The 24141-nt window shown below is 59.2% G+C and carries 18 protein-coding genes and 1 pseudogene; 14 read left to right on the forward strand and 5 right to left on the reverse strand.

The features are described from left to right. Positions 1–3: 3 nt before the first annotated feature. From NKJ32_RS29385 to NKJ32_RS29395, 3 genes are all read left to right on the forward strand, one after another. Complete coding sequence (locus NKJ32_RS29385; protein WP_352829667.1) at positions 4–636, forward strand: tyrosine-type recombinase/integrase; 633 nt, start codon at positions 4–6, stop codon at positions 634–636. 109 nt (positions 637–745) lie between these two features. Beyond that, entirely contained in the window at positions 746–1678 is a 933-nt protein-coding gene (locus NKJ32_RS29390; protein WP_352829669.1) for a DUF4336 domain-containing protein, read from the forward strand. A gap of 267 nt (positions 1679–1945) precedes the next feature. After that, on the forward strand, positions 1946–2458 hold the full coding sequence (locus NKJ32_RS29395; RefSeq protein ID WP_352829671.1) for a hypothetical protein: 513 nt from the start codon (positions 1946–1948) through the stop codon (positions 2456–2458). 223 nt (positions 2459–2681) lie between these two features. Here the strand turns inward: NKJ32_RS29395 and NKJ32_RS29400 are convergent, their stop codons facing one another. From NKJ32_RS29400 to NKJ32_RS29410, 3 genes are all read right to left on the reverse strand, one after another. Continuing rightward, positions 2682–7460, reverse strand: coding sequence for an HNH endonuclease (locus NKJ32_RS29400; RefSeq protein WP_352829672.1), 4779 nt, complete (start codon positions 7458–7460; stop codon positions 2682–2684). Between the two features lie 366 nt (positions 7461–7826). Further along, on the reverse strand, positions 7827–8330 hold the full coding sequence (locus tag NKJ32_RS29405) for a hypothetical protein (RefSeq protein ID WP_352829674.1): 504 nt from the start codon (positions 8328–8330) through the stop codon (positions 7827–7829). A 51-nt stretch (positions 8331–8381) separates the two neighbouring features. Continuing rightward, positions 8382–9596: a phospholipase D family protein gene (locus NKJ32_RS29410; RefSeq protein ID WP_352829676.1), complete on the reverse strand. Its 1215-nt coding sequence runs from the start codon at positions 9594–9596 to the stop codon at positions 8382–8384. Positions 9597–10184: 588 nt separating this feature from the next. Here NKJ32_RS29410 and NKJ32_RS29415 point away from each other — a divergent pair. The 11 genes and pseudogenes from NKJ32_RS29415 (at position 10185) to NKJ32_RS29465 (ending at position 22039) form a co-directional block, all read left to right on the forward strand. Next, the gene (locus NKJ32_RS29415) at positions 10185–11153 is read left to right on the forward strand and encodes an SDR family NAD(P)-dependent oxidoreductase (RefSeq protein WP_502902703.1); all 969 of its coding nucleotides are present in this window, start codon (positions 10185–10187) and stop codon (positions 11151–11153) included. 216 nt (positions 11154–11369) lie between these two features. Then, positions 11370–14237: an ATP-binding protein gene (locus tag NKJ32_RS29420; RefSeq protein ID WP_352829679.1), complete on the forward strand. Its 2868-nt coding sequence runs from the start codon at positions 11370–11372 to the stop codon at positions 14235–14237. Positions 14238–14394: 157 nt separating this feature from the next. After that, the gene (locus NKJ32_RS29425) at positions 14395–15375 is read left to right on the forward strand and encodes a zinc-dependent alcohol dehydrogenase family protein (RefSeq protein ID WP_352829681.1); all 981 of its coding nucleotides are present in this window, start codon (positions 14395–14397) and stop codon (positions 15373–15375) included. 37 nt (positions 15376–15412) lie between these two features. Continuing rightward, positions 15413–15712, forward strand: a complete 300-nt coding sequence (locus NKJ32_RS29430) for a tautomerase family protein (RefSeq protein WP_255742441.1) — start codon at positions 15413–15415, stop codon at positions 15710–15712. 256 nt (positions 15713–15968) lie between these two features. Continuing rightward, entirely contained in the window at positions 15969–16793 is an 825-nt protein-coding gene (locus NKJ32_RS29435) for an alpha/beta fold hydrolase (RefSeq protein ID WP_352829694.1), read from the forward strand. A gap of 91 nt (positions 16794–16884) precedes the next feature. Continuing rightward, positions 16885–17850 (forward strand): MBL fold metallo-hydrolase, encoded by a 966-nt coding sequence (locus NKJ32_RS29440; RefSeq protein ID WP_352829683.1) that lies wholly within the window; start codon positions 16885–16887, stop codon positions 17848–17850. 106 nt (positions 17851–17956) lie between these two features. Further along, a complete protein-coding gene (locus NKJ32_RS29445; RefSeq protein ID WP_352829685.1) occupies positions 17957–18394 on the forward strand; it encodes a DsrE family protein in 438 nt (145 codons plus the stop codon). Between the two features lie 119 nt (positions 18395–18513). Further along, positions 18514–19352: pseudogene (locus NKJ32_RS29450) on the forward strand (SDR family NAD(P)-dependent oxidoreductase). 137 nt (positions 19353–19489) lie between these two features. Next, on the forward strand, positions 19490–19942 hold the full coding sequence (locus NKJ32_RS29455) for a nuclear transport factor 2 family protein (RefSeq protein ID WP_352829687.1): 453 nt from the start codon (positions 19490–19492) through the stop codon (positions 19940–19942). Beyond that, entirely contained in the window at positions 19939–21024 is a 1086-nt protein-coding gene (locus tag NKJ32_RS29460) for a Gfo/Idh/MocA family protein (RefSeq protein WP_352829689.1), read from the forward strand. The genes NKJ32_RS29455 and NKJ32_RS29460 overlap by 4 nt, the downstream gene beginning before the upstream one ends. Further along, positions 21017–22039: a zinc-binding dehydrogenase gene (locus tag NKJ32_RS29465; protein ID WP_352829691.1), complete on the forward strand. Its 1023-nt coding sequence runs from the start codon at positions 21017–21019 to the stop codon at positions 22037–22039. Before NKJ32_RS29460 ends, NKJ32_RS29465 begins: the two co-directional genes overlap by 8 nt. A gap of 482 nt (positions 22040–22521) precedes the next feature. On the opposite strand, the gene NKJ32_RS29470 is transcribed toward NKJ32_RS29465, so the two are convergent. Together NKJ32_RS29470 and NKJ32_RS29475 are read right to left on the reverse strand one after the other, a co-directional pair. Continuing rightward, positions 22522–23724 (reverse strand): PAN domain-containing protein, encoded by a 1203-nt coding sequence (locus NKJ32_RS29470; RefSeq protein WP_352785456.1) that lies wholly within the window; start codon positions 23722–23724, stop codon positions 22522–22524. Then, positions 23708–24141 (reverse strand): hypothetical protein (locus NKJ32_RS29475; protein ID WP_352829693.1); only part of this gene is annotated, 434 nt, incomplete at its 5' end. The genes NKJ32_RS29475 and NKJ32_RS29470, both read right to left, overlap by 17 nt.

A 24141-nucleotide genomic window follows, 5' to 3' on the forward strand; every position in this document is an offset into this window, starting at 1 on the left:
AAGATGGGCTACTCACGTCATGATCCCGCTGCGCAAGGTCGAGCGGCTTGGAACGCTGGCAAAACCGTTGGCACGAAGCGACCGCTTACCCAGAAGCAGATCTGGGCAATCCGCTTCTTCGTTGATCGAGAAGGACGCCTGCGAGATCGGGCGCTTTTCGACCTGGCAATCGACAGCAAGCTTCGCGGATGTGACCTGGTCAAGATCAAAATTGGAGATGTCGTGGCTGGCGCTGAGATAAGGACACGAGCGATCGTCGTACAGCAAAAGACCGGCCGACCGGTTCAGTTCGAGCTCACGGCGGATGTTCGCGCTAGCCTCTTATCGTGGCTTGAACGTCGAGGTGGAGCTGTTGCCGACTACCTGTTCCCGAGCCGGGTCGATCATACGAACCACATGAGCACCCGACAATATGCTCGTCTCGTCGACGAATGGGTGTCTGCCATCGGCTTGCGCTCGGCTGAATACGGCACGCACTCGCTACGATGGACGAAGGCTGCAATGATTTACCGGGCGACCGGAAACATCCGCGCCATACAGATATTGCTCGGACATACGAAGATTGAGAACACGGTCAGGTATCTTGGCGTCGACGTCGAGGACGCCTTGCTCCTTGCGGAGCGCACGGAAATCTGAAGTCGGGAGCGGTCGTTCGGCGTGTCGGACGACCGCTTTCGCCACAGTCGCGCTGCGACCGGCTGCATTGGGGTGGAAAGCGTCCATTTGGCGAACTAGACTTCGCGACATGCTGGAGCCGCTGGGATCGGACCTATGGTTTGCGGATGGCGGAGTCGTCTCGTTCAAAGGCTTCGATTATCCGACACGCATGGTCGTCGTGCGTCTTGCCGATGGCGGGTTATGGTTGTGGTCGCCGGTCGAAAGGACGGCGGCACTGGAGGGCAAGTTTCGAGCGCTGGGCCCTGTTCGTCACATTATCAGCCCCAACAAGCTGCATTTTCTGTTTCTAGGCCAATGGCAGACCGCATTCCCGGATGCCAGTTTGTGGGCAACGGCGGCGACAATCGCCAAATGCAGGGAACTCCGGTTTTCCGGGGCACTGGCCGACGATCCGCCCGCCGAATGGAAGGGGCAGATCGACCAGTTCTATTTCACCAACTCGTTTTTCATGAACGAACTGATCTTCTTTCACCGCGCGTCGCGCACCGCCATCATCGCCGACCTCTCGCAGACTTTCAGCGAGACGTTCTTGAAACGCCATTGGCCTTGGTGGATGCGGCCAATCGCAAAACTTTCGAAAATGGTCGAAGGATGGGGCCATCCGCCAATCGACTACCGGATCAGTTTCCGCAACCGCGCAAGCGCACGCCCCAAAATTCGTGAGCTAATCGGCAAACATCCCGAGCACGTCGTCGTCGCGCATGGTGAGGTTGTCAGGACGGATGGCGAAGCCTTTTTGCGGCGCGCCTTTTTCATGGCTGCTCCAGTAGTCCTAACCTCGGCAACACTTTCGATACGGCCCACGTCAGCGATCGGCATAGGTTCAAAGAGCGGGACGCGCCGATGTCCAGGAATGGTAGGAAACGGGCTGGCAGATTTCAGGCGGCTACGCCGCGAAAGCTGCCTCACCGCGCCAAGGAGCTTCGGCCGGGAAGCGCCCACATTCCGGTCGTTCATCCACCTTCCGGGAGTTCCTGAAGGCGGACGGTCTGCTCATTAGCCGGACGCCAGCATTTGAATGCAAACGAGCTGACATAGCCCGGCAAGCTCGCGCGGATGCCCCGCAGTTCTCGAGACCTTGGCTCAGATAATAAGGATCGCAACCAGATAGCATTCGCGCCACAAAGAGGTAGGAAAAACAGGTCGCCGGCAGTTAACTCAACTCTAACTTGTCGTTAGCTTGTAATTCCGTGCCTGGCCTAAGCGATTGCGTTCTTGCAATATCTCAGGTCAAGCTCCAGAGCCAGTTTACATCAATGGATCTCTAATGAGTGCGCGCTTATCGACTGCCATTAGGATCGGGGAAGCCGCAAAGGCGATCTTTCGAAAAACTCAGAGCTTTCCAAGTCGAGAATTCGGAGAGCATGCAGACCAGAGCGAACGCGAACACGTCGGTGTTGAACCGATGCTTTTGGCGCTTTCGATGGAGCTGGCACTCAAAGCGTGGTTCGTCTTCGACCACGACGATCCAAGAGTTGTCAAATCGCACAACCTGATGAAGCTGTTTGATCGCCTAAAGACCGAAAGCCAAGAGAAACTCGACGCTGAGTTCAAAAGGTCAGTGGTCCCGTATCATCCCCATGGTTTCTACATCGACTACAGCATTCGTCACATTCTTCATCAGCACCAAGATGCCTTCACCGACTGGCGCTACTTTCATGAGGCGAAGAAATCGATGATGTTCGATCAGGGTGCTTTTGAGGCAACGCTCGAAATGGTGCTCCGTGAGTTCGAGAAAAGGTATCGCATTGAGCGAGTGAAGCCGCTTTGGCCATCCTGAATGCAGTCCGGATCGGAGGCCCCCGATGCGGCATTGAATGCTCGTTTCGAGCGGTAGCTTCGGGCAGGAGCTTTCCGTGCGAGGGGAGCAGCGGCCGGGCGGTACGCGCCCAAAGTCGGTCGCTGAATGATGCCTAGCCAATTCCCAAGTGCGGACATTCGCGCGAACAAGCGATGCGCTATTCTGTACGGGAGGCGGACACCGGCTGTGTCAGCATATTTACCTATGACGTGGCCTTGCGCACCGTGCGTCGCCTTGCCGCGCGGTTACGGCGAGGCAGCCGTTGGGGCTGCGGAGCCTGACTTCTGAATCTGTTGTCGATCTGCTCCAGCGTCTCCTTCGCTGTGTAAGCCTGGATTTCGACCAGCTGCTCGAAAAGCTCCAGCCCAATCTCGCGCGTATCGTCGCCGATACGGTGCAGCGTGATGGCCAAGTCAACCAGCTCCGAAGCTGAGCCCGCTGTCCCCGTCTGGATGTCACCGAGTTCGTCACGCCAGGTTTCGATCAGTCGTTTTGCGACTTTCGCCACAAGCAGAGCGTGATGGGGCAGAAGTGTCTGGAGGCGATCCACGACGAAGGTGGCGTTTATCTTATGAGCGCCTGCGAGGTTAGCCTCGATGGCAGTAAGAAACGCGATCCAGCTTGGATCGGGCGTTATCTCGTCCACAAGTCGGAAAACATCGAAGAGGTTGTTCCAGGCGGCGCCGCTTATCCGGGGGATTATGCGGACAAGCAGTTCGGAAGCGCGCTCCCGATATTCGACATCCGGGAACAGGTTGACAGCAGCGTTGATGGCCCCGAGCCGTGTTGAATCTGTCCCCGGCTCAAAGACGACCTGCTCAAGCAATGGCTTGGTCCATGGCAGCTCCGGTTGCAGGAACGAAATCAGGGGCGTCAGTTCTCCGGCAAGCTGCTCGAAATAGTCATCGCCAGAGGCGGCCCACTTCTCCAGATAGGAACGCACGAAATCTGGATGCCGCCAGTGAAGGTAGGCGAACAAAATGGCAAGTTCGGTCGTCTGCAACAAATCCGGATAGCGTTCGAAGACGGTGTCTAGGAGACGCTCAATCTCTTCTCTGTCGGTTGGTTTGAGGTAGCGGAACCAGTGAAGGATAGCCCTCCATACGCGTTCTTCCTCCCCGCGCTCGCTCGCGCGCTTGAGGACGGAAAGGATGCGGTCATGCTGCTCTGCGAGCAGCAGGGCATGGATCAGAACGTCAAGCTTGGGGAAGTTTCCGGCCGGGAGCGTAACGGCGGAGCCCGTCCCCCAGAGGATGATCTGCTCCCGTCTCCTGGAGTTCCTCTCGCTGGCCTTTTCCTGTTCGAGGTCAAGGATATCTTCATCGTGATCCTCGCTCCGCTCTTCCTCTGGCTGCGCGGGAGTGGGAACGGGAGCGGCGGGCTCGGTGAGCCAGTTCTCAATGATGTTGAGGGTTTCGAGTGAAACCGCAATCTCACGGCGGACGAGTCGGCTGACGGCCTCGGACGCTGAGTTCTGAAACTCATCCCCGGTGAATCCACGCTGGTCGAGTTCCGCCATGAGCGTCATCACAAGCTGGGGATCACCGGCTTCAGCGATGGCCGTCAGTGCATACCCTGCTGCCCGTGTTCCGAAGCTAGGCTCGAACTTCCTTATGAGCGCTGCCGCCCGCTCGGGGTCGGTCTTGGCGAAATCCGCAAAGGCCCGCGACAACTGGACATTGCCGCCTTCCATCATACGGTTGGGATGATCCCATTCATACTTGTCCGGCAGTTGGCGGAAAGCGTTCAGAACCTCCTCGTCCTGCGCCTTTGCGAGTTGCTCCGACGAAATGGGCGAACCTATCCATGTTGGCCCATAATGCCGTATGCCCTCGTCCGAACCGGGGAAACGGCGTCGTTCCTCCATCACGAGTCGGCGGGTCGCCTCGGGCTGCCGCTCGGCAGGCAGGGCAGAGAGAAGGCCGAGCTTCACCCGACGGACCCCGTCGCTGAAGAGCTTGCGGCCCCTGGCATCCAGATCGGGATAAGGTGTCGGAGCGTAAGCGTTGACGGCGGCGACAAAGACCTCGACATCCGCGTCTGACCAGTGCGGGCTCGCCTCCGCAATCAGGCGCTTTGTGGTTCCCGAAGGGTCTTGGTGGTTTCCGAGCCTGAAGCGTCTTGGGTCGCCCAGTAGGAAACGATACGCTACCTGCGCGTATCGATCAGGATAGAGCGAAAGCACATGCGCGAACAAGCGCTGGGCGGGGTTGAACTCGTCCCTGTCTTGCTCTGACAGCCACGCAAGAAATAGCTCCTCGTAGTTCTGGGCAAGGGTTTCCAGCGCAACGCGAATGGCGCTGAGTATGGGATAGTCCGAAAGTCCTCGGCCCCGCTCTTCTTCCTCGAACCGGAAGTCTAGGGTGAATTGGACCGGATAGCCTAGGCTGTCTTCGTCGCTTTCAAGATCACGAAGCGCGACCATCGCCTCGGTCAGCCAGGGCCACATGGCGCCAAGGAACAGCGCGGGATTATCCTTTCCGAGCGCTTCCAGGGTGTCCCATGCGTTCGACTGCTGGACGACGTTTGTGATCGGTTCTCGAGGAGACGTAGAGATACGCCACGTCCAGTACGCTTCCCCGCTATCCTTCGGAGCGGATGCAAGCCTCTTTGCTGACTCACGCTTTGCCGCCTGAAGTTCCTGGTCGAGCTTTGCGTGCAGAAGCTCAAGCGCAACGTCCGGCTGGGTTACGCCGATGGTGCCGATTGTAAATTCAAGGCTATGCGCGTGGATCGCCGTTCGCGCCATCAGCGATTTTGCGATCTCAACCATGCCCGGCGTCCACACCTGCGCCTGGCCCAGCGCGGCCCAGGTGAACCCGTCCTTGTTTGGCAGTTCCGACCAGTTTTCGGAGATCAGCCTCTCGACGTCGCCGGGATCAAAGACCCACGCAAGGTTCAGTACGCCAAGGGCCAGCACGGCCTCCTTATCGTCCTTCATCGCACGGGGAATTTCAGTGCGGTTGTATCGCTTGAACCATCCAGGACTACCGGCCATGGCCATAAAAGCGGCTGCCCTGCGGTCCGAAGCAAGCGCTTCTTCAAACAAGGATGCCTCCACGCTGTCCGGCGTCGGCTGCTGGCCCAAAAACTCGACAAGGAGTGTCCGGAGATGAAGACGAAGGTCCTGGGTGTGAAAAAGGGTTTGCATCTCCCCGCCGTAGGCACCCGGATCAACTTCCCGAAGGTAGGTCAGTGCCGCCCACAATTTTGGCCGGACAAACAGCGACATCTGCCGGGCGATTGTGAACTCCGACAGCCGTCCTTCGGTACGTGTAAATGATCGCGCCAGGGCATGCTCGAACATGGTTTGGTGGGAGAAGCCGATCTTGCTCCCGGCCTGTCCCAGGTCTGAGAGCATCCCTGCGCCCACAAGGTACGTGATCTCCTCGGAGTGGTCGTCAAATCGCGCGGCTGGAAGCCACAAGACCTCCTTCTCCGCCATCTGGTCTGCGATGTTCGTGACCAATCGCGCGAGCCGCGACCCGTTGGGCTGCCGCGTGATCGTCTCCGTCCACATCTGGTCCAGCATAAGTTGATACTTGCGGAATGGTGGCTCGATACTCCTCTCCTTAAGCTTTAGGAACGTACTCAAGGCTTGGGGGGACCTCAGCACTTCCTGCGCGTCGGCGGGCCAGCCTGCGGGCTTGAACCCGTGGCGCTCCAGAACTGGAACGACCTCGGACCAGGGTGGCAGATTAAGGTGAATGGTTTCGGCTTTGATGGTTTTGAGACGCGCGTCGTGCTCGTACTCAAACTCGCGGGCTGAGAGGACAACGTGCACGTTTCTCAAGCCGCTGACGCGCCGCACCAGGCTCAGGAGCGCGTTTAGCCGACCCGTCTTTATGTCGGTGTAGCCCGCGAGCGCATCGAGCTGGTCGATCATCAGGACGACCGGTCGCAACTGGCTTATCCGCCAGAGCATCGCACTGGGCCGTATGGATAGCCCGAGCCATCCGGCAAGGTCGTCTTCGGTTTCGATTGCCGGGTCGAGCAGGTCGGCCTTGATGGCAAGTACCCTGACGCCAGCCGTTACAAGCTCGTGAGCTACTTCAGCGAGAAGCGATGACTTTCCGGAACCCGGAAGCCCCAGGACGGCCTGCGTCGTGCTGTCCTGGTCTGCGATGGCTTCGAGAATCTGGTCTTTCTCAGGGCGGCTGAAGTGCGTCCCGTCCGGAAGCGTCTGAGACCAGTCGAGCAGGTCTCTCGGGACACGATCCAGTTCATCGTCCCTCATCTGCGCTTGCCTGAAGGGTTGCTCGTCAACAACGCTCGTCAGAACAGCGTCGTACTCTCTGAGCAGGAGCGCCCTCGTTTCGGGAGTGTCGATCTTTGCCTTGTCATCGCTGGTCGCGCGTATAAGCATTAGGAAAGAGCCGCGCTCAGTCGAGACTAGTTCGATCCCGGCGTTGCCGGTTATCTGCCTGAGGGATTCGATGATCGAATCAACCTTCTGGACGTGGAAGTCGTCCGCATCGCCTTCAAAACTCAGAACGATCAGGCGCGTTTGAATCTTTCGGGGCTTAGGAAGCTCCAGTGCCTCGCCCGGCTGGGCAGTCGATATCTCCCCCTCTGGTTTTCGAACCGCGCGCTCGGCATTCTTTCGCGCAACTTCTGCCTCCCAGTTTGCCTTGTTGTATCTCAGCATTTTCGGCGTGATGGAAAGCGTGAGTTGGGTCGGAGAGCGGTGCGCTAGATCGTGGTCCGTTGGGCAGAGGACGATCAGGTTCTCGTAGCTGTTGTCCTGGGAGGTCGAATACTCTTCGATGTGATGGACTATGAAAGTTCGCCCTTTGTCTCCCTTGCAGCAGTTGCAGAGGTAGTTGCTGTTTTCGAGAAGGGACAGGAGGACCGTCTCCTCAATCGCCTTGCGTTCGACAGCGGCCTTGAGTGTCTTGGCTTCCTCGCGTGTGAAGCCCTTCGCTTCGATGTCCTTCAGACTTGCCGGCCTGACCTTCGTGACCGTGAGCCCAGCCGTCACCGCGCGTTGTCCCAACTCTTGTGACACGCCGTACTGCAGAAACTTGACTAGGTTCGTCTCAAGCCGGGGGGCCACAAAACCTCTCAGGAAAGCTCGGCATGTCGTTTCGAACTAAGGCAGGATCACCAAGGTCAACTTATCGAACAGGAATAGATACGAGAAATGAGTGAAGGTCGCTTTGCCGGACTTATCCCTCACAATCTAGTTGCGAAACTAGCTCCCCAAACATCCAGCTTCGTTGGAAGCCGTCACCATTCGGAGTTCCTCTTTATCGATTAGTGAATCAACCGAATTGCTCCGCAGGGAGTAGCGGTAAGGGAACAGTACACACCTTTGCCACCCTTTCCGCTTTGAGGCCACCTTTCACTAATTATCGGGAGTAAGGGTCCAAAGCGACAAAGCGCCCTTTTTACCCTTCCACTCCCGCCCGACCCTAATGAATCCCGATCTGAGGAGGTTGTTCTTCATAGTGTCACTATCGGTCGTGGCGAAGGCAGGTTCGCGGATCTTGCCTGCAATCAGTTCGACCAGCCGGCCAGACAGCTGCCTGCCGCGCATATCTTTGGCGACCACGACATAGCCCAGCTCGGGGGCGGCCTCGTAGCCGGTGATCTCAACGCCGGCGTCACTGAACCTGTTCATCCTATATCTTCGATCCGGGCTCTTTTGCGAGGCCACACCGATAATTCGATCCGTCCCTTGTTCGGGAAGCAATGCAATCATCTGTGCCTTCTTCAGCCGCCCGGCGAGCTGTTTCACATCGCCGACAACGGCGCCTCCATCGACCACGAGTTGCGCGACCAGAAAGCTATCATTCGGACCGAGATCGTCGAAGGCGCCGACCCAAGGATAAGCGTCAATTTCTGGCATGCGCATTGCTCGATGAAGGGGTGGTCTGCCGCAATCTTTCCATGAAACCTGTTATTCTGACGGCGGATCGTAGTAGATGGCGTCAAGCATGGCGACACGAGAGTCCCACAGTTCCATGTCGCGACCCTTCGGGCGCGGCGTGTTGTACCAGGGAGCCTGGTGGATCGGCTCGATCACACGCCGCCAATAATTTTCGAGAGAAAGCGTCGTCGGAGCAAAAGAAAGAGCCGTGGCGAGACCTACTCTGTTACCGCCGTTCACACAGACGAAGAAATCTGGGCGTTTCATGGCGAGGAGCCGGGTTGCCGGTGCAAGGCCCGCTGTTCGCGAAGATCCCGAGAACGCGACATTAAAAACCTCCGCATAGTGGTCAAACTGGGCTTCAGTTATGTCGCCACGCTTAGGAACCGAGTCCAGCGCCACCGCCAGTGTGGAGTCTTGCAACCCGATCAGCCCGGCGAATGTACCAGCGCCACCCATGGATCCGAACCAGCTCCAGTCGAGGCCATTGAGACCCGTAGCATTCGCTTCGACATCGCCGAGGACGCCTGCGATACCCTTCCACTCAGCGGCGGACAGGTCACCAAGGGATGGGGCTTTAGAGAACATCTGCTGGATCGCGCGCAGCACCTGCATGCGCTTTTTGAAACCGTGATGAATATCCGCACGAGATTCTTTGGCAAATTCCTTCCAGGACATGATCGCGAGCGGTGCGTTGACGCGCGCCCAATCCTTTGGCTCATCCGGCAGGATCGGATTCTTTGGCCTCGGGGTGCTACCCGCAGCCTGGAATTGACGGCGGTAGCTCTGGGCCAGTTGCATGGTGATCGGGAGTTGCAATGGCCTGTAGCGCTCCAACTGGTCACGGACCTGCTCGAAAAAGGGGTCATCGACGGCGCCTTTGATGTGAACGCTGGCTTCGAGGTTCGAGCCAAGGCCGCCCTTGGTGAAGTTGGCGCTTCCAATGATCGCTTCGGCCGTTGTTCTGGACCGGAAATAGAAAATCTTTGGGTGGAAACAGCCTGGGCGGTTCTTCGCGACGAAAGCGTTCGGAACGTCGACGAAGCGGTCAATGAGATCGGGATCGGACGCCGAGAAATCCAAACCGAGAAGGATGGATTCAAATTTGGATTCGTTGGCGAGCAGCGTCTCGGCGACTGGAGTAATTCCGCCCCAAGCCACAGCTATTGAAATACGATCGTGCTCCTCAATGAGCGCCGACAGGCGTCGAGCGACGGCTCTTGCTTCCAGCAACGATATTTGCATGTTCGGTTCTGTTGCCCCCTCTTTGTCTATTGGCCGTGCTTAGCGGAGTTACGCGAAATCGTCACAGAGTTTCTGGTTGATTGGATCGTCCCTAAGCTCGGCGACAGCACCACGTCAGATGCGATGTCGGCTTCCAAGCCAAAAGATGCCGGCAATCGGAGCAACCGATAATGGGTGGAAGAGGGGCGGCCGTTTTTGAAGAATTGATACGTAATCAGACCGACAGCAGTCGGCCCCAATGCTGTCGAGCAGCAATGCGCCGCATCTCGGACGCTCAAGCAGGTTTGAGCACTTCCTGAAAGCGGACGTATCTCATCGGCTGGTTCTCTCGGTTCCTGACCGTTGCAGGCCCTAAAACTGAGGAGCAATGAATTGGAAAGTCGGATGACGGCTATTGGCAGTTCTGGAGTGTGAGCGACGGTCGGCTACCGGGCCCGAGGGTGCGGAAGGCCCTATAGCTATCGTCTCCCGGTGGGAACTGTTCCACCGTTCTAACGGCCAAGGCGTGCTTTGACGACAGCACCGAGGAAAACTGCTATTGGGTGTTTGTGTGCCGTGCATTCGTAGGGGGCGAAGCTGGGGAACAAAATCCGTGAATGGCAAAGCCCGCTCGATACCTCTTTAGGACCTGGCGTGACCGCGGAGGAAGTGGCACGTGGCGTGGACCTTGCCGGTCAAGTTGCATTAGTGACTGGTGGTTCCTCCGGGCTGGGCCTGGAAACCGTCCGAGTGCTGGCAGCATGCGGCGCCAGGATCTGCGTACCTGCGATTGACCCTCTCGTCGCCCGAGCCGCTTTGAGGGGAATTGACGGGGTAGACGTCTGGCCCCTTGACTTAATCGATGGCGTCTCAATCAAAACCTTTGCCACGGCCTTTCTCGAGCGGCAAAGCCGACTTGATATTCTGATCCTAAACGCGGGCGTGATGGCCAGGCCGCTGTTCCGCGATCAAGAAGGTCACGAGGGCCATTTCTCCATAAACTACCTCGGACACTTTCGGCTCACGGCACTGCTATGGCCAGCATTGATTGCGGCGGCAAAATCTCGAGTGGTTATCCTTTCGTCCCGAGGCCATCAGATCTGCGATGTCGACCTCGACGATCTGGATTTTGTAAGACGTCCCTATGATAAATGGATGGCCTACGGCCAATCAAAAACTGCGAACGCACTTTTCGCGGTCGCGCTCGACACGCGGGGCCGCCGTCACGGGGTTCGTGCCTTTTCGGTACACCCCGGAATGATAATGACACCAGGGATTCGGCACCTGTCACGATCGGAACTCGACGCCTTCGATGCCGTCGCGCCAGATGGGTCCCCCATCATTGATCCGGCGAGGGATATGAAAACCGTGGGGCAAGGCGCCGGGACGACGGTCTGGTGCGCTACTGCGGCAGTGTTGGATTCGATTGGCGGTGTCTATTGCGAGAATTGCGACGTCGCACTCATAGAGCCCAGTGAGGGGTTTGGGGTGCGTCCCTATGCGATCAACCTGGAGAGGGCCGAGAAGTTGTGGCGCGCGAGCGCAAGGCTGACCGGATTGGATATCGCAATAACCTGAGACACCATGTCGACCCTTGAGGCAGGTCCGCGCCAAAGACAGCCAGCGTCAAGCCCGCAGAAATTGATCGACGCCGCATTACCTGAGGCTCGTATGTTACTTCAAAGCTAAATTGATCGTACATTTATACGTTATTTGACCAGGCAAACTCGATCTCCTTCGCACCATCACTCTATACTCTGTGCCGACAACGCTCCGTTCTCAGGGAAGGATAGAATGCAAGCGCAAGCTTCCGCGAAGGCAACCGCCGCAGATTCGGCGCTCGCCTTTGGCTCATTCCTGCTCCATCCGGGGCGACATCTTCTGCTCAAGAACAACGAGCCCGTCTCGATCGGCTCCCGAGCGCTCGAAATACTCATCGCGTTGACCGAGCGACCGGGCGAACTGGTAGCGAGGGATGAATTGACAGCGCGAGCCTGGCCCAACACCTTCGTGGAGGAGTCGAACCTCAGAGCTCAGATCGCATTACTACGCAGGGTGCTCGGCGACGATCAAGCCGCTCCGCGATACATCGTCGCCGTTCCGTCAAGAGGCTATCGGTTCATTGCGACTGTCACCCGCACTCAAGTTGAAAACGAGTCCGAGACGCACGCCGCCCTGAACAACCTTCCAAGACCGCTGACGCACCCCATCGGACGTGACGAAGCGATCAAGACCGTTGAAGGGCGCTTTCAACGGTTCCGTATGGTCACCATTGTCGGACCAGGTGGCATAGGCAAGACAACCGTGGGCTTTCGCGTGGCAGAACAATTGTTGTCATCGCATGAACATGGCCTTTGCTTCGTGGACCTGGCCCCGATCACGAATTCCAAACTCGTCCCTTCAGTCTTGGCCTCACAGCTTCGCCTCCCGGAAACATTGGGGGATCCGACCGCGAGCCTCATCGCGCACCTTCGCGGCAAACATATGCTGCTCGTGCTCGACAGTTGCGAACTCGTTCTCGAAGCCACCGCCCGTCTGGCGGAGGCCTTGCTCCGGGAAGCGCCAGAAATTGCCATCCTTGCCACCAGCCGCGAGGCGTTGCGGGTGGAGGGCGAAAGCGTCTACAGGCTCCCCCCTCTCGACATGCCGCCTTCCGCGGCCGGCCTGACTGCCGCCGACGCGTTGGAATATCCCGCCATTCGCCTGTTCGTCGAGCGGGCGACCTCTTCCGGGAGCGAGTATTCGTTCAACGATGACGAAGCTCCCGTGGTCACCCATATATGCCGCCAGCTCGATGGGATCGCCCTCGCGATCGAGCTCGCCGCAGCACGGGTGGAGGCATTTGGCACGCGCGGTATAGCGGAGCTTCTGAATGACCGTCTGCGGCTGCTGACGGGCGGTCGGCGCACCGCTCTCCCCCGCCATCAAACCCTGGCAGCGATGATCGACTGGAGCTACGGGGCGCTATCAGAAGGTGAGCAGAGGGTTCTGCGCCGGCTCGCAATGTTCGCAGGAGACTTCGGGCGGGTGGCCGCCGTCGCCGTCGCGACCGACCCGGATGCCACGGAACGCGATGTGCTGGGTCATCTCGCTGACCTCGTCGCCAAATCCCTGGTGGCGGTCGACGCTCGGGGCAAGGCCGCGCGATACCGTATTCTCGACACGACACGGGCCTTTGTTCTGGAAAAGGTGCGGGAGGAAGGAGAGCTCAATGCCGTCATGCGGCAACTCGCGAGCTATCTGTGCGATGTCCTAGGGCATTCGCAGGAGGAAGTCGAAACCCTGCCGAGGGAAGAATGGCTTTTGAGGTATGCTCCGCATATCAACAACGTGCGCTTCGTTCTGGATTGGGCCTACTCGGAGCAGGGCGATATAGAAGTTGGCCTCGCGGTCACCGTCGCCGCCATTCCGATGTGGTATCAGCTTTCTCTAGTCGACGAATGCCTGACCAGTGTCCAGCGCGCGCTGCTAGGCATCGACCCGGGAAAGCGACGAAACGAGCACGCTCGTCAGATCATGCAGCTCTACAGGGCGCTTGGGCTCTCCCAAGCATTCAAGATCGGCTTCGCGCCACAAGCTCCGGCCGCTTTCGCCAAGGCGTTGGAGATATCGGAGGAGCTGGGGGACGTCGACGCTCAAGCAGAGGCTCTTTGGGGCTTGTGGGTCGCACAGGTGGGCATGGGTGACTACAGGGCGTCGCTGGGAAACGCCGAACGTTTCGTGGCGCTCGCCCAAAGCGGACTCGATCGGTTCATCGGTGACCGAATGCTCAGCATGACCCTGTTCTGCATGGGGGACTTCCGTGGTGCCCGCCGTCACGCCGATCTCATGTTGGCCCACGATATCGCCGCTGAAACGGCCTCCGCGAGTTCAGTGCGTTTCAGATTCGGCCAGTCGGTTTCGGCACGAATCCAGCCCGCCCAGCTCCTGTGGATGCAAGGCCTTCCGGATCAGGCAATCAAGGCAGTCCATACCGCCGTCGCGGCCGCGCGGGACTCGGGCCACGCGATCTCGCTGTGTGAAGCCTTGGCCCGCTGGTCATGTCCGGTCCTGGTTCATGTCGGCGACCTGGCGGCTGCGGATTCGGCTATCACCGAGCTACTCGATTTGGCCAAGACGAACGTGCTCGGCCCATGGGAGGTGTTCGGTCGGTGCTGGAAGGCGGCGCTTCTAATCCAGCGTGGGCTCCCTGAGAGAGGCGTACCCCTTCTCCGGAACGGGCTGGCTGAACTCCGCCAGGTAAAACTCTTCAACCTCTACAATGTCAGATTTCTCGGCTTTCTGGCCGAGGGCCTGTCTTCTCTGGGACAACACGTCGAAGCGCGGTCGCTGGTGGACGCGGCGATCAGCGCCAGCGAAGCGAAGGACGAGTTCTGGTGCGTCGCAGAACTCTATCGCCTGAAGGGCGATGTCCTTTGGCGCGGCGGCCACGACCTCGAGAGCGTCGAACGATGCTATCTCCATTCGGTCGACGTGGCGGGGCGGCAGGACGCGCTGTCCTGGGAGCTGCGGGCGACCACGAGTTTGACGAGGTTGGCGCGTGACCGCGGAGACGCCGCTCGGGCACGTGCATTGTTGGCGGCGGTCTATAATCGGTTCATCGAAGGTTTCGACACGGCCGATATGGTGGCGGCCAAGGCTCTTTTGGCCGAGGTATCCTGATCTTCCCGCGCGGCTCCGCACGTTTGTGCTCCTGCTCGTCACAAGATTTCACTGCGATTCACTGGCTTGAGATCACGGAGCTTTGCCATCTTCTGTCCGTCGCCGGATAGCGTCGACACCGCAGTGAGGCAGACAGATGAAGACTACGGCGACCAAGATGGATGCGCTCGTCCTGCACGAGACGAACTCGGACTTCGTCCGCACCAGCATGGTCTGCCCAGCGCCCGCGGCGGGCGAGGTCCTTGTCCGCGTCAAGGCGAGCAGCGTCAACCCACTCGATCTCAAGATCAGAAGCGGCCAAGCTCCGCATGCGCGGCATCCGCTGCCCGCCATTCTCGGTATGGACGTGGCCGGGATCGTCGAGGCTGTCGGTCCAGGGGTGACTGCGTTCAAGCCGCAGGACGAGGTCTTCGGCATGACGGGTGGCGTCGGCGGTCTCCAGGGTTCGCTCGCGACCCTCATCGCCGTCGACGCCGATTTACTGGCTCCCAAGCCTGCCAACATGACCATGCGCGAAGCGGCAGCGTTGCCGCTGGTCTTCATCACCGCCTGGGAGGGCCTGGTGGATCGCGCGCAGGTTCAGGCGCGCCAGAAGGTCCTCGTACTTGGCGCGGGTGGCGTCGGCCACGTTGCCATCCAGATCGCACGGGCTTTCGGAGCCGAGGTCTTCGCCGTGGACAAGGCCGCCAAGCAGCGCCAGATCGAGGAATTGTGCGCCACGGCGATCGACAGGCATCAGACGACGGTCGAGGAGTACGTCAAAGACCACACGGGCGGGCGCGGCTTCGACATCGTCTACGATACCGTGGGCGGAGCCGGGATCGACGCCGCGTTCAACGCCGTGACCCGCTTCGGCCATGTCGTCAGCTGCCTCGGATGGGGCACGCACTCGCTCGGTCCGCTCTCGTTCCGAGCGGCAAGCTACTCGGGCGTCTTCACGCTCCTGCCGATCCTGACCGGGGAAGGCCGCGCCCATCACGGGCAGATCCTGCGGGAGGCGAAGCGACTCGCAGAAGCAGGAAAGATCACAGCTCTCGTCGATCCCCGCCGCTTCAGTTTCGAGACCATCGCGGAAGCATACGCCGAGATCGAAAACCGAACCGCTAATGGCAAAATCGTGATCGACGTCGCCGACTAAAGCGGCACCTTCAATCTCTAAGCAAAGGAAATGCGTCATGCCATTTGTCAATGTGAAACTGGTCGACGGCGTGTTCACGCCGGAGGAGAAACATGCCATGGCCAAGGCCTTGACCGACGTGATGGTGAAGTTCGAAGGATCGGAGGCCTTCCGCGAAGTGGTGTGGGTCCTCATCGAGGAACTGCACACCGACGGGTGGCACATCGGCGGCAGGCCGTTCGAAGGGCCGAAATCGTTGATGACCACCCTCTCGAAATCCAAGGAGGTCGTCGAGATGATCGACGGTGCGCCTACCACCCGAAAAGAGTGGGCCGCGGCAGCGCCAGTTTTGGGCTGACGACATAGCAAAATATCGACACGGCCGAAGAGAGAGCATCCGGACAGAATATGTCCGGAGCCGCCAGTGGAACCGCGTCCAGGTCGCAGAGGAAAGAAAAATGGATACGAGCACATCCACGACAATGCCCACCACGACGACGAGACGGGAAGTCCTGATCGGGGCGGGAGTCGTCGCTCTTGTCACGACGTTGCCTCTGGCCGCCACGGCGTCGTCGAATTCAACCAGTGCAACCCCTGAAGATGGAAATGAGACCATGAGCAGCATCAAGACAAAAGACGGCGCGCAGATTTTCTACAAGGACTGGGGCACCGGACAGCCGATCGTGTTCCACCACGGTTGGCCGCTGAGCGCCGACGACTGGGACAACCAGATGTTGTACTTCCTCGGCAAGGGATTCCGGGTCATCGCCCACGACCGGAGGGGCCACGGCCGTTCCAGCCAGACCTCGGGCGGCAACGACATGGACACCTATGCGGCCGACGTCGCAGCTCTCGCCGAGGCGCTCGACCTCCGCGACGCTATCCACATCGGCCACTCTACGGGCGGCGGCGAAGTCACCAGGTACGTCGCCCGGCACGGCAAGGGCCGGGTCGCCAAAGCGGTGCTCATCTCCGCCATCCCTCCCGTCATGGCCAAGTCCGCCAAGAACCCTGGAGGACTCCCGATCGAGGTCTTCGACGGCTATCGCGCAGCCTTGGCGGCCAACCGAGCGCAACTCTACCTCGATATCGCCACCGGACCTTTCTACGGGTTCAACCGTCCCGGTGCCACGATCTCCGAGGGGACGATCCGCAATTGGTGGCGTCAAGGCATGATGGGCGGAGCGAATGCGCACTATGAGTGCATCAAGGTTTTCTCGGAGACCGATTTCACCGAGGACCTGCAGATCATCGACGTTCCGGTGCTGATAATGCACGGAAGCGACGACCAGGTCGTGCCAATCGCCGACTCTGCCGAACTCTCCGTCAAGCTGCTCAAGAACGGGAAGCTCAAGGTCTACGATGGCTACCCGCATGGAATGTTCACAACGCATGCCGACGTGATCAACGCGGACCTTCTGGCCTTCATCAAGGCGTGACCGCCTGGGCGGGCCGAAAGGCCTGCCCTCGATCTACCCAAATCAACTCAAGCTGTCGGCTCACCTGAGGCCGGCTGCGGAAAGGTGTGTCATGAAGACGGAACACATGCTCTCCCGCCGTGGATTTTGCCTTTGCTGCATAGGCGCTGCCACCTTCGCGGCGACCGGTGGCTGGATGAGCCCCCGCAATGCCTACGCCGAAGCGCGCGGCCTTGTCAGCTTGATCAAGGACAGCGCTGCCAAGTCCGCGATTTCCACCTACAAGCTGAGGAACAATATCACTATTCTGGAAGGCTCGGGCGGCAACGTCGCGGTATTGAGCGGCAAGGACGGTCTGGTCATGGTCGATGCAGGCATCAGCGTGTCGCGCCTCCAGATGACCAAGGCACTCTCCGCCCTTTCCCCCGAGCCCGTGACCCATCTCATCAATACCCACTGGCATTTCGATCACGCGGACGGCAACTCATGGATTGGTGCCGGCGGAGCCAAGATCATCGCGCACGAGAATACCCGCAAGTACCTGTCGCATGTGCAGCGGGTGGAGGACTGGGACTACAACTTCCTGCCGCTGGAGCAGAGCGGGGTGCCTAAGCACGTCGTCTCAAAGGAGCATTCGCTCAAGCTGAACGGGCAGTCGCTCGCACTGAAACACTATGGTCCGGCGCATACCGACGGCGATATTTCAGTGATGTTCGGCGAGGCCGATGCTCTCCATGTCGGCGACACCTACTGGAACGGCATATATCCGTTCATCGATTATTCGACGGGCGGCAGCATCGACGGGATGATCGCCGCCTCGGATGCGAACCTGGCCGTGTCGACCGACAAGACGATCATTGTCCCAGGCCACGGAACCCCGGTAAGCAACCGCGCCGAGCTGCAGGAGTTCCGCGACATGCTTGTCGCCATCCGCGAGATCGTCGCAGCGCTCAAGCGCCAGGGGCGATCGAGGGACGAGGCCGTCGCCGCCAAGCCCACGGCGGCGTTCGATGCCAAGTGGGGCAATTTCGTCATCGATCCCGGCTTCTTCACGCGGCTGGTCTACGCGGGCGGCTAGCACGAACCATCAGTCATCGTACGAGCTCTCTGGCGCGTTACTCCCCCACCCCCCGCGCGCCATCGGGACGCCCCTTTGACAGAACTCGAACCCTTAGGAGACAGCTATGTCGGAAACAAAAAGCGCTCTGTTCATCGATATCCCGGTCGAACTGAAGGATGTGAAATCGGTCCACAGCATCGGGAGCCTTCAGTTCGAAGGCGACCTGCCCGCGGCGCTTTTCCATCTTCAGCTGATCACCACGGACATCGCGAACTGGAACTCGGCGTCGGACGTGATCGTGATCTTCCACACCAACGCGGGCCACGTCACATTGAATGACGCAGCTTACAATGCTTCGCGCAACATCGCCACTGGCAACCCCTACAAGAAGCTGGTTGCCGACCTCATCGATATCGGCGTCAAGGTCGAACTATGCGGCGCGACCGCAAAGGTCAACGGCTGGGGAAACGCCGATCTTCTTCCCCGCATTAAGGTCAATCTCGACGCCATGGCCCGCACGATCCAGCTCGTGCAGCAGGGTTTCGTCAAGATCTCAGAGTGACGGTCGGTCGACTGATCTAGTCTCTCACCAGACAGGAGGCGACCATGCTCCAATTGCCATTCGGGTTCCATTCGACCGCTTCCGAAGTCCTGAGAGGTGTCGACCTCCGGGGAAAGACGATGATTGTCACCGGCGGCGCAAGCGGGATCGGCATCGAGACGACCTCGGCGCTCGCCGCGGCTGGGGCCACAGTTGTCATCGCCGCTCGCCGCCCTGAAGCCGCCGAGGAGGTCGCGATAGACCTCCGGGTGAAGACCGGCAATCCCGCGATCCAGTTGCGTCAGCTCGATCCCGCGGACCGCCGATCCGTCGATCGCTTCGTCGACGACTGGGAAGGTCCCGTTCACGCGCTCGTCAACAATGCGGGGATCATGGCGTTGCCAGAGCTGGAACGCACTTCCCAGGGATGGGAAATGCAGTTCGCGACCAACTTCCTGGGGCACTTCGCACTGACCCTAGGACTCCGCAGAGCTCTCGCCAAGGCCCAGGGCGCGCGCGTGGTATCCGTCAGCTCCAGTGGCAGCCTGTTCGGCCCGGTCTTCTGGGACGACCTGAACTTCCACTTCATCCCCTATGACCCCCTTCTGGCCTATGCCCAGTCGAAGACGGCTTGCACCCTCCTGTCCGTGGGGATCCGGGATCGATGGGCCGACGACGGGATCGTGTCGAATGCGCTCAATCCGGGAGCCATCGCTACAACCTGCAGCGTCATACCGGAGGGCTACGCACGCCCGAACATCTTCGCAAGACACCCGAAGAGGGGGCTGCCACATCGGTGCTTCTCGCGGCCTCGCCGTTGGTTGAGGGAACGAACGGACGGTATTTCGAGAACTGCGCCGAGGCTCCGGTCGTGCCGAGCCGCCCCCAGTTGAGGTTGGAGGGCGTTCCCTCATACGCGCTCGATAGCGCCAACGCGCAACGTCTGTGGGAGATGGCCGTAGGCTCTTTGGGAGAATGAGGATGATGGACACCACCCAACAAGTGGGCCTCATCGGTCTCGGCGACTAGGGTGGACGATCCGACAAGAGTTCAGAACTGCACGATCTCAACCGTCTAGAGCAAGCGACCTATGAACGCTCACGATAGGAGGTTTCAATGCGGAACGACACCCAAGCGTTCGACGAGATCGGAATGAGGAAAGCCCGCTATTGCCGGTATGTTGACACCAAGCATTGGGAGGAATTTCGGAAGCTTTTTTCCGCCACGCCGGACATCCGGTTCATCGACGCCGAAGGACAGACGATCCAAGTCTTCACTTCCGTCGACGAGTTCGTCACGACTAGCGCCCGTTATCTCGAAGGCGCGCGGACAATTCATCAGGTGCACAACGCGGAAATGGAGCGGGTGTCCGACAGCGAAGTGCACGCGATCTGGTCGATGGAGGATTATCTCGTCTTCCCGCCCACCGCCGACACTCGCCCCGCCAGCATGCACTGCTACGGGCACTATCATGAAAGCTGGGAATCCCAGGATGGGCAGTGGCGCATCGCCAAGCTCGAGCTCCGTCGGACCATTCTGGAAATCACGCTCAAGGAGCGCGTCCAATGACCAATGCACCGATCAGAGTTGGCATAATCGGCGTGCACCCCGACCGCGGTTGGGCCTCGACCGCCCATGTGCCTGCGTTAAGAGGCTTACCGCAGTTCCGCCTTTCTGTCGTGAGCCATCACCGGATTGAAACTGCGCGGGCGTCAGCCGAGAAGTTCGGTTTCGAGCACGCGGTCTCGTCGACGGAGGACCTCGTGAACCACCCTGATGTCGACCTGGTGGTCGTCACCGTGAGGGTGCCGGAACACCTTCAACTAGTAACTGCGGCGCTTGAAGCGGGAAAGTCCGTGTTTTCCGAATGGCCACTCGGAATGAACCTGCGTGATGCGGAGACGATGAACTCGCTTGCCGCCGAAAAGGGCGTCTCGGCGATAATCGGGCTTCAAACTCGCGCAAACCCGACCATCCGGCATATGCGGGAACTGATCCAACAGGGCTATCTAGGCGAGGTCCTGTCTGCATCGGTCATCGGTTCGGGGATCACTTGGGGCGAGGAACTCGAAGAGGCTTTTCGGTACACCCTGGACCAGTCCAAGGGTGCGAGCATGCTGCACGTCCCATTCGCCCATACTATCGACGCCTTGCTCTTTGCTCTCGACGAGGACTTCCTTAGCGTATCGGGGACATTGCTCAGCCGTCGTCCGACGATCAGGATGATGGGAAGCAAGGAGGTTGTTCCGCTCGACGTCGCCGACCAGATCGCCTTCATTGGCAAGCTCACGTCAGGCGGCATGGTGACGAGCCATTTCCGTGGAGGACTGTCGCGTGCGACCAACTTCCACGTGGAGATCAACGGCAGCAGTGGCGACCTGTTGCTGACGAGCCCCGTCGGCTACGTAGGCTTGGGTGGGTTCAAGCTCATGGGGGCGCAAGCGGATGAGGCGCTCCACCCGGTCTCCGTGCCTGACGATTTCTGTCCCGGCGACGACGTCCTGACGGGCAACGTCAAGAAACTCTACGAACTTTTCGCTTCCGACATGACGTCGGGCACCCGTCAAAGTCCGTCGTTCGGAGACGCGGTCAAACTGCATCGGCTGATCAACGCGATTGAGCAGATCGGTGGGGTGGCGCGCGATGTCTGAGACGATGCAGGCCCTAGTGATGGACGCACCGGGTGGACCCGAGGTCCTGCAAGTCCGCGAGATAGCAAGGCCAAGAATCGAGAGGCCTTCGGACGTGCTCGTCAGGGTACGTGCGGCCGGGGTGAACCCGGCCGACTGGCAGAACAGGAAAAGCGGCAAGAGGCACGATCCCGATGCGGAAGCAAGGTCGCCGACGATCCTCGGAATCGACGGTATCGGCGTGGTCGAGGAGATCGGCGAGGCGGTTGGTGGGATCAATGTCGGGGACGAGGTCTGGTACATCGACGGCGGCTATCCAGGCAATGCGGGGAGCTATGCGGAATACAAGGTGATCCACGGAGCGTACGTCTCTCGGAAGCCGGCGAGCGTGGACTTCGTGCAGGCCGCAGCGCTGCCAGTCGTCAGCCTGACGGCATGGGAAGCTGTTTTCGATAAAGGGAACGTCAAATCCGGAGACCATGTCCTGGTGCACGGAGGCGCGGGTGGCCTGGGCCATATAGCAATCCAGTATCTTTCGACGGTTGGAGCCCGGACGGCTACCACGGTATCGAGCGAGGTCAAAGCGGCGTTTGCGCTGAGGCTGGGGGCCGATATAGCGATCCGGTATAGGAGCGAGGACGTCAACGAGAAGCTGAGGTCATGGAGCGGCAAGGACGGCGCCGACGTCGTGTTCGACTTTGTCGGACATGAGAACTTCGCACGAAGCTTCGAACACGCCGCGCCCTACGGCCGGCTGGTGAACACCGTTGTCTCCGACTGGCCGAGCGGCGGCAACGCGCTTGCGGGGTGGAAGAATCTGGACGTTTCGTTCGTCAACATCGGTCTGCCGCAGATCACCCGCGATCACGGAAACAGGCTCAGGCAGGTCAAGATTCTCGACGCGATCGCCGCTATGGTCGACGATGGCAAACTGCGTGCGCACATTGATCGGGTCGTGTCGTTCGACGGCGTCGGCGACGCGCACCTGGCGTTGGAGGCCGGAGAAACAATAGGGCGGGTAGTTCTGAAAATCTGATTTTGGGGGCAGCCCCCTCTCATTCCACATCGGACGTGATTTGGCGTAGGCACGTGCGGCATCGACCCTGTTGCCCAGACGCAGTCGAACTCGCGACGGCGCTCGGTGATGATGGCCCTAGGGAATCGCGAAACTCCAGCGTCAAGACGCGACTAAAATGCGGATCTTGCCGGGCGTCGACTCGTTGCTGAGCGGGCTCCCACAAGATCTTTGTATGTCCGCTATTCGCTTTACCGACACGAGTAGCAGTCCGTCTGGTTCCGGCCCCTTTTGACATTCAGTCAGACGGTGTCCGCAATGCGCCGACGACAATTCTTTCTCTGAGATGCCTCAGTTGGCCTCACTTTGCGTTCTGTTAGAGCTTCGTCGAAGAACATTCCTGCCGCTAACCCCAAGGTTATCGTGGAATTGTGCTAAGCCACTTTCTTTGACAAGTGGCCTGGCTTCAATCGCTCCTTGAGGATAGGTGCTTTGCTTCAACTTTAGTTGGCGACGCTCTTGATGCCAGATGCGACCGCTGCATTATCAGCGGATTGGGTTATGCTGTTGAAAAGGACACACGCACTTTCTTTTTTGCGGAAATTGAACCCTAAGCAGGATTTGTCGTTTGCACATTGCAGTATGCAGTCAGGATATCGGAGCGGAGAGGTCCAATAGGCATTGCCAGAAATTTCCGTTTTTATGGCGAACACCAAATTCGAGTAGCGCAAATTGCTCTCGACCACTTTCTTTGCGGCCATGATCGACTCTTCGCTTTTGACCAGTAGCGATGCGTCCCCTTTCATGAAACAAGCTCGAAATTTCGTGTTATAAGTAACCGCTAGACACCTGAAGTCGGTATCGCAGGCGGTTTGACACTGCTCAGAACTCACGTTCCTAATTGGCATATCCGGCAGGTCGTTTCCGATCGCGTCCCACCCGGACACGACAACAAATCCACTATCTGGATCGACCTCTGTCGCAGGAGTTTCTGCGGGGACAGTTGCGGCCTGCTCTCGTAACGGGTCAGGAATGATGTCTGAAGACGCAAATGTGCGACCATCCAGCCACGCGCATCTTGTTGCAAGATCGACGGCGGATGAATCATTAAGGCCGACCAACTGAAGCGTCTGAGCAGCAGCACCAGGCCCGGCTGGTGGCGCTGTCGGGGCAGAACGAGCTGCCAATGATACATTTACGTCTACGCCGTTTACACTCCGCCGAGAGTAACACCACGCTCGGTCCCAGGTTTCGTCGTTCTCATCTTTGAAGTGATGACCTGTGATTAACTCCCAAGTCGTGCCTTGGAACTCGACGTTCTTGGTGGCGAACTTATTGAAGTCGACGGTCACCACGTCAGGCCTGGTAGGGGCGTCAGCCTGGGGCGCCTGCTCCTGAGCTGGCTTTGGAGTTGGAACAGGAATAGGCGGCTCGTCTTTTGGGGAGGTGAGATCGCTTGGCTGCTCTATGGTCGGCAAAACCGCCGGCTCCGGCAAGGTTTTGTCCCATAGACCAAGATTGATGCCTAGCCCAATCCCGACCGCCGCCACTGCAATGGCTCCGCCAGTCGCCATTCGGCGAAAGGCGGTCGCTCGGGCTGTCTTCTCTTGGGCCGCGGCTTGAGCCTGCAAGGTTGGAATCGCTGACCTTTTGACGGCGAGATCGACGGCTTGCTCAAGCAGGGTGGTGTTATGCCGGACGAGCACTTTTGCGACCCTTCATTGATACCGTTACGAGGTCTGAGACCTCAGGCGGCAAATCCTGGTCCAGGGCCTTGCGAAGGACTTCGGGATCATCGGTGAAAAGCGGAACATAGAGGATCTCTTTGACCAGCTTTTCCACAGGCACCTCAACCCGCTTCTCAACCTCTTTCTCGACCATAACTTCGACTGGTACCTTAATCGTTCGAATTCGGCGCCAACGCCAACTCAGAAGCATTCTGCGGAGCAGCCTGGAAGTCTTGCTCTCTGAATTGTCCTCTTCTCGGGCGGCAATGCGCTGGAGCGCTAGGGCGACCATTGCCGTAATTGGTCCCGCGAGCGCGGCGATGAGCGCGAGCGAGCCGAACCAAATCACAGAGATTATTCCGGCCTGTGCCTCAGTCACCAGTTCAGGTTTGCTGC

This window comes from Mesorhizobium sp. M0159, assembly GCF_040322295.1.
GTDB lineage: Bacteria > Pseudomonadota > Alphaproteobacteria > Rhizobiales > Rhizobiaceae > Mesorhizobium.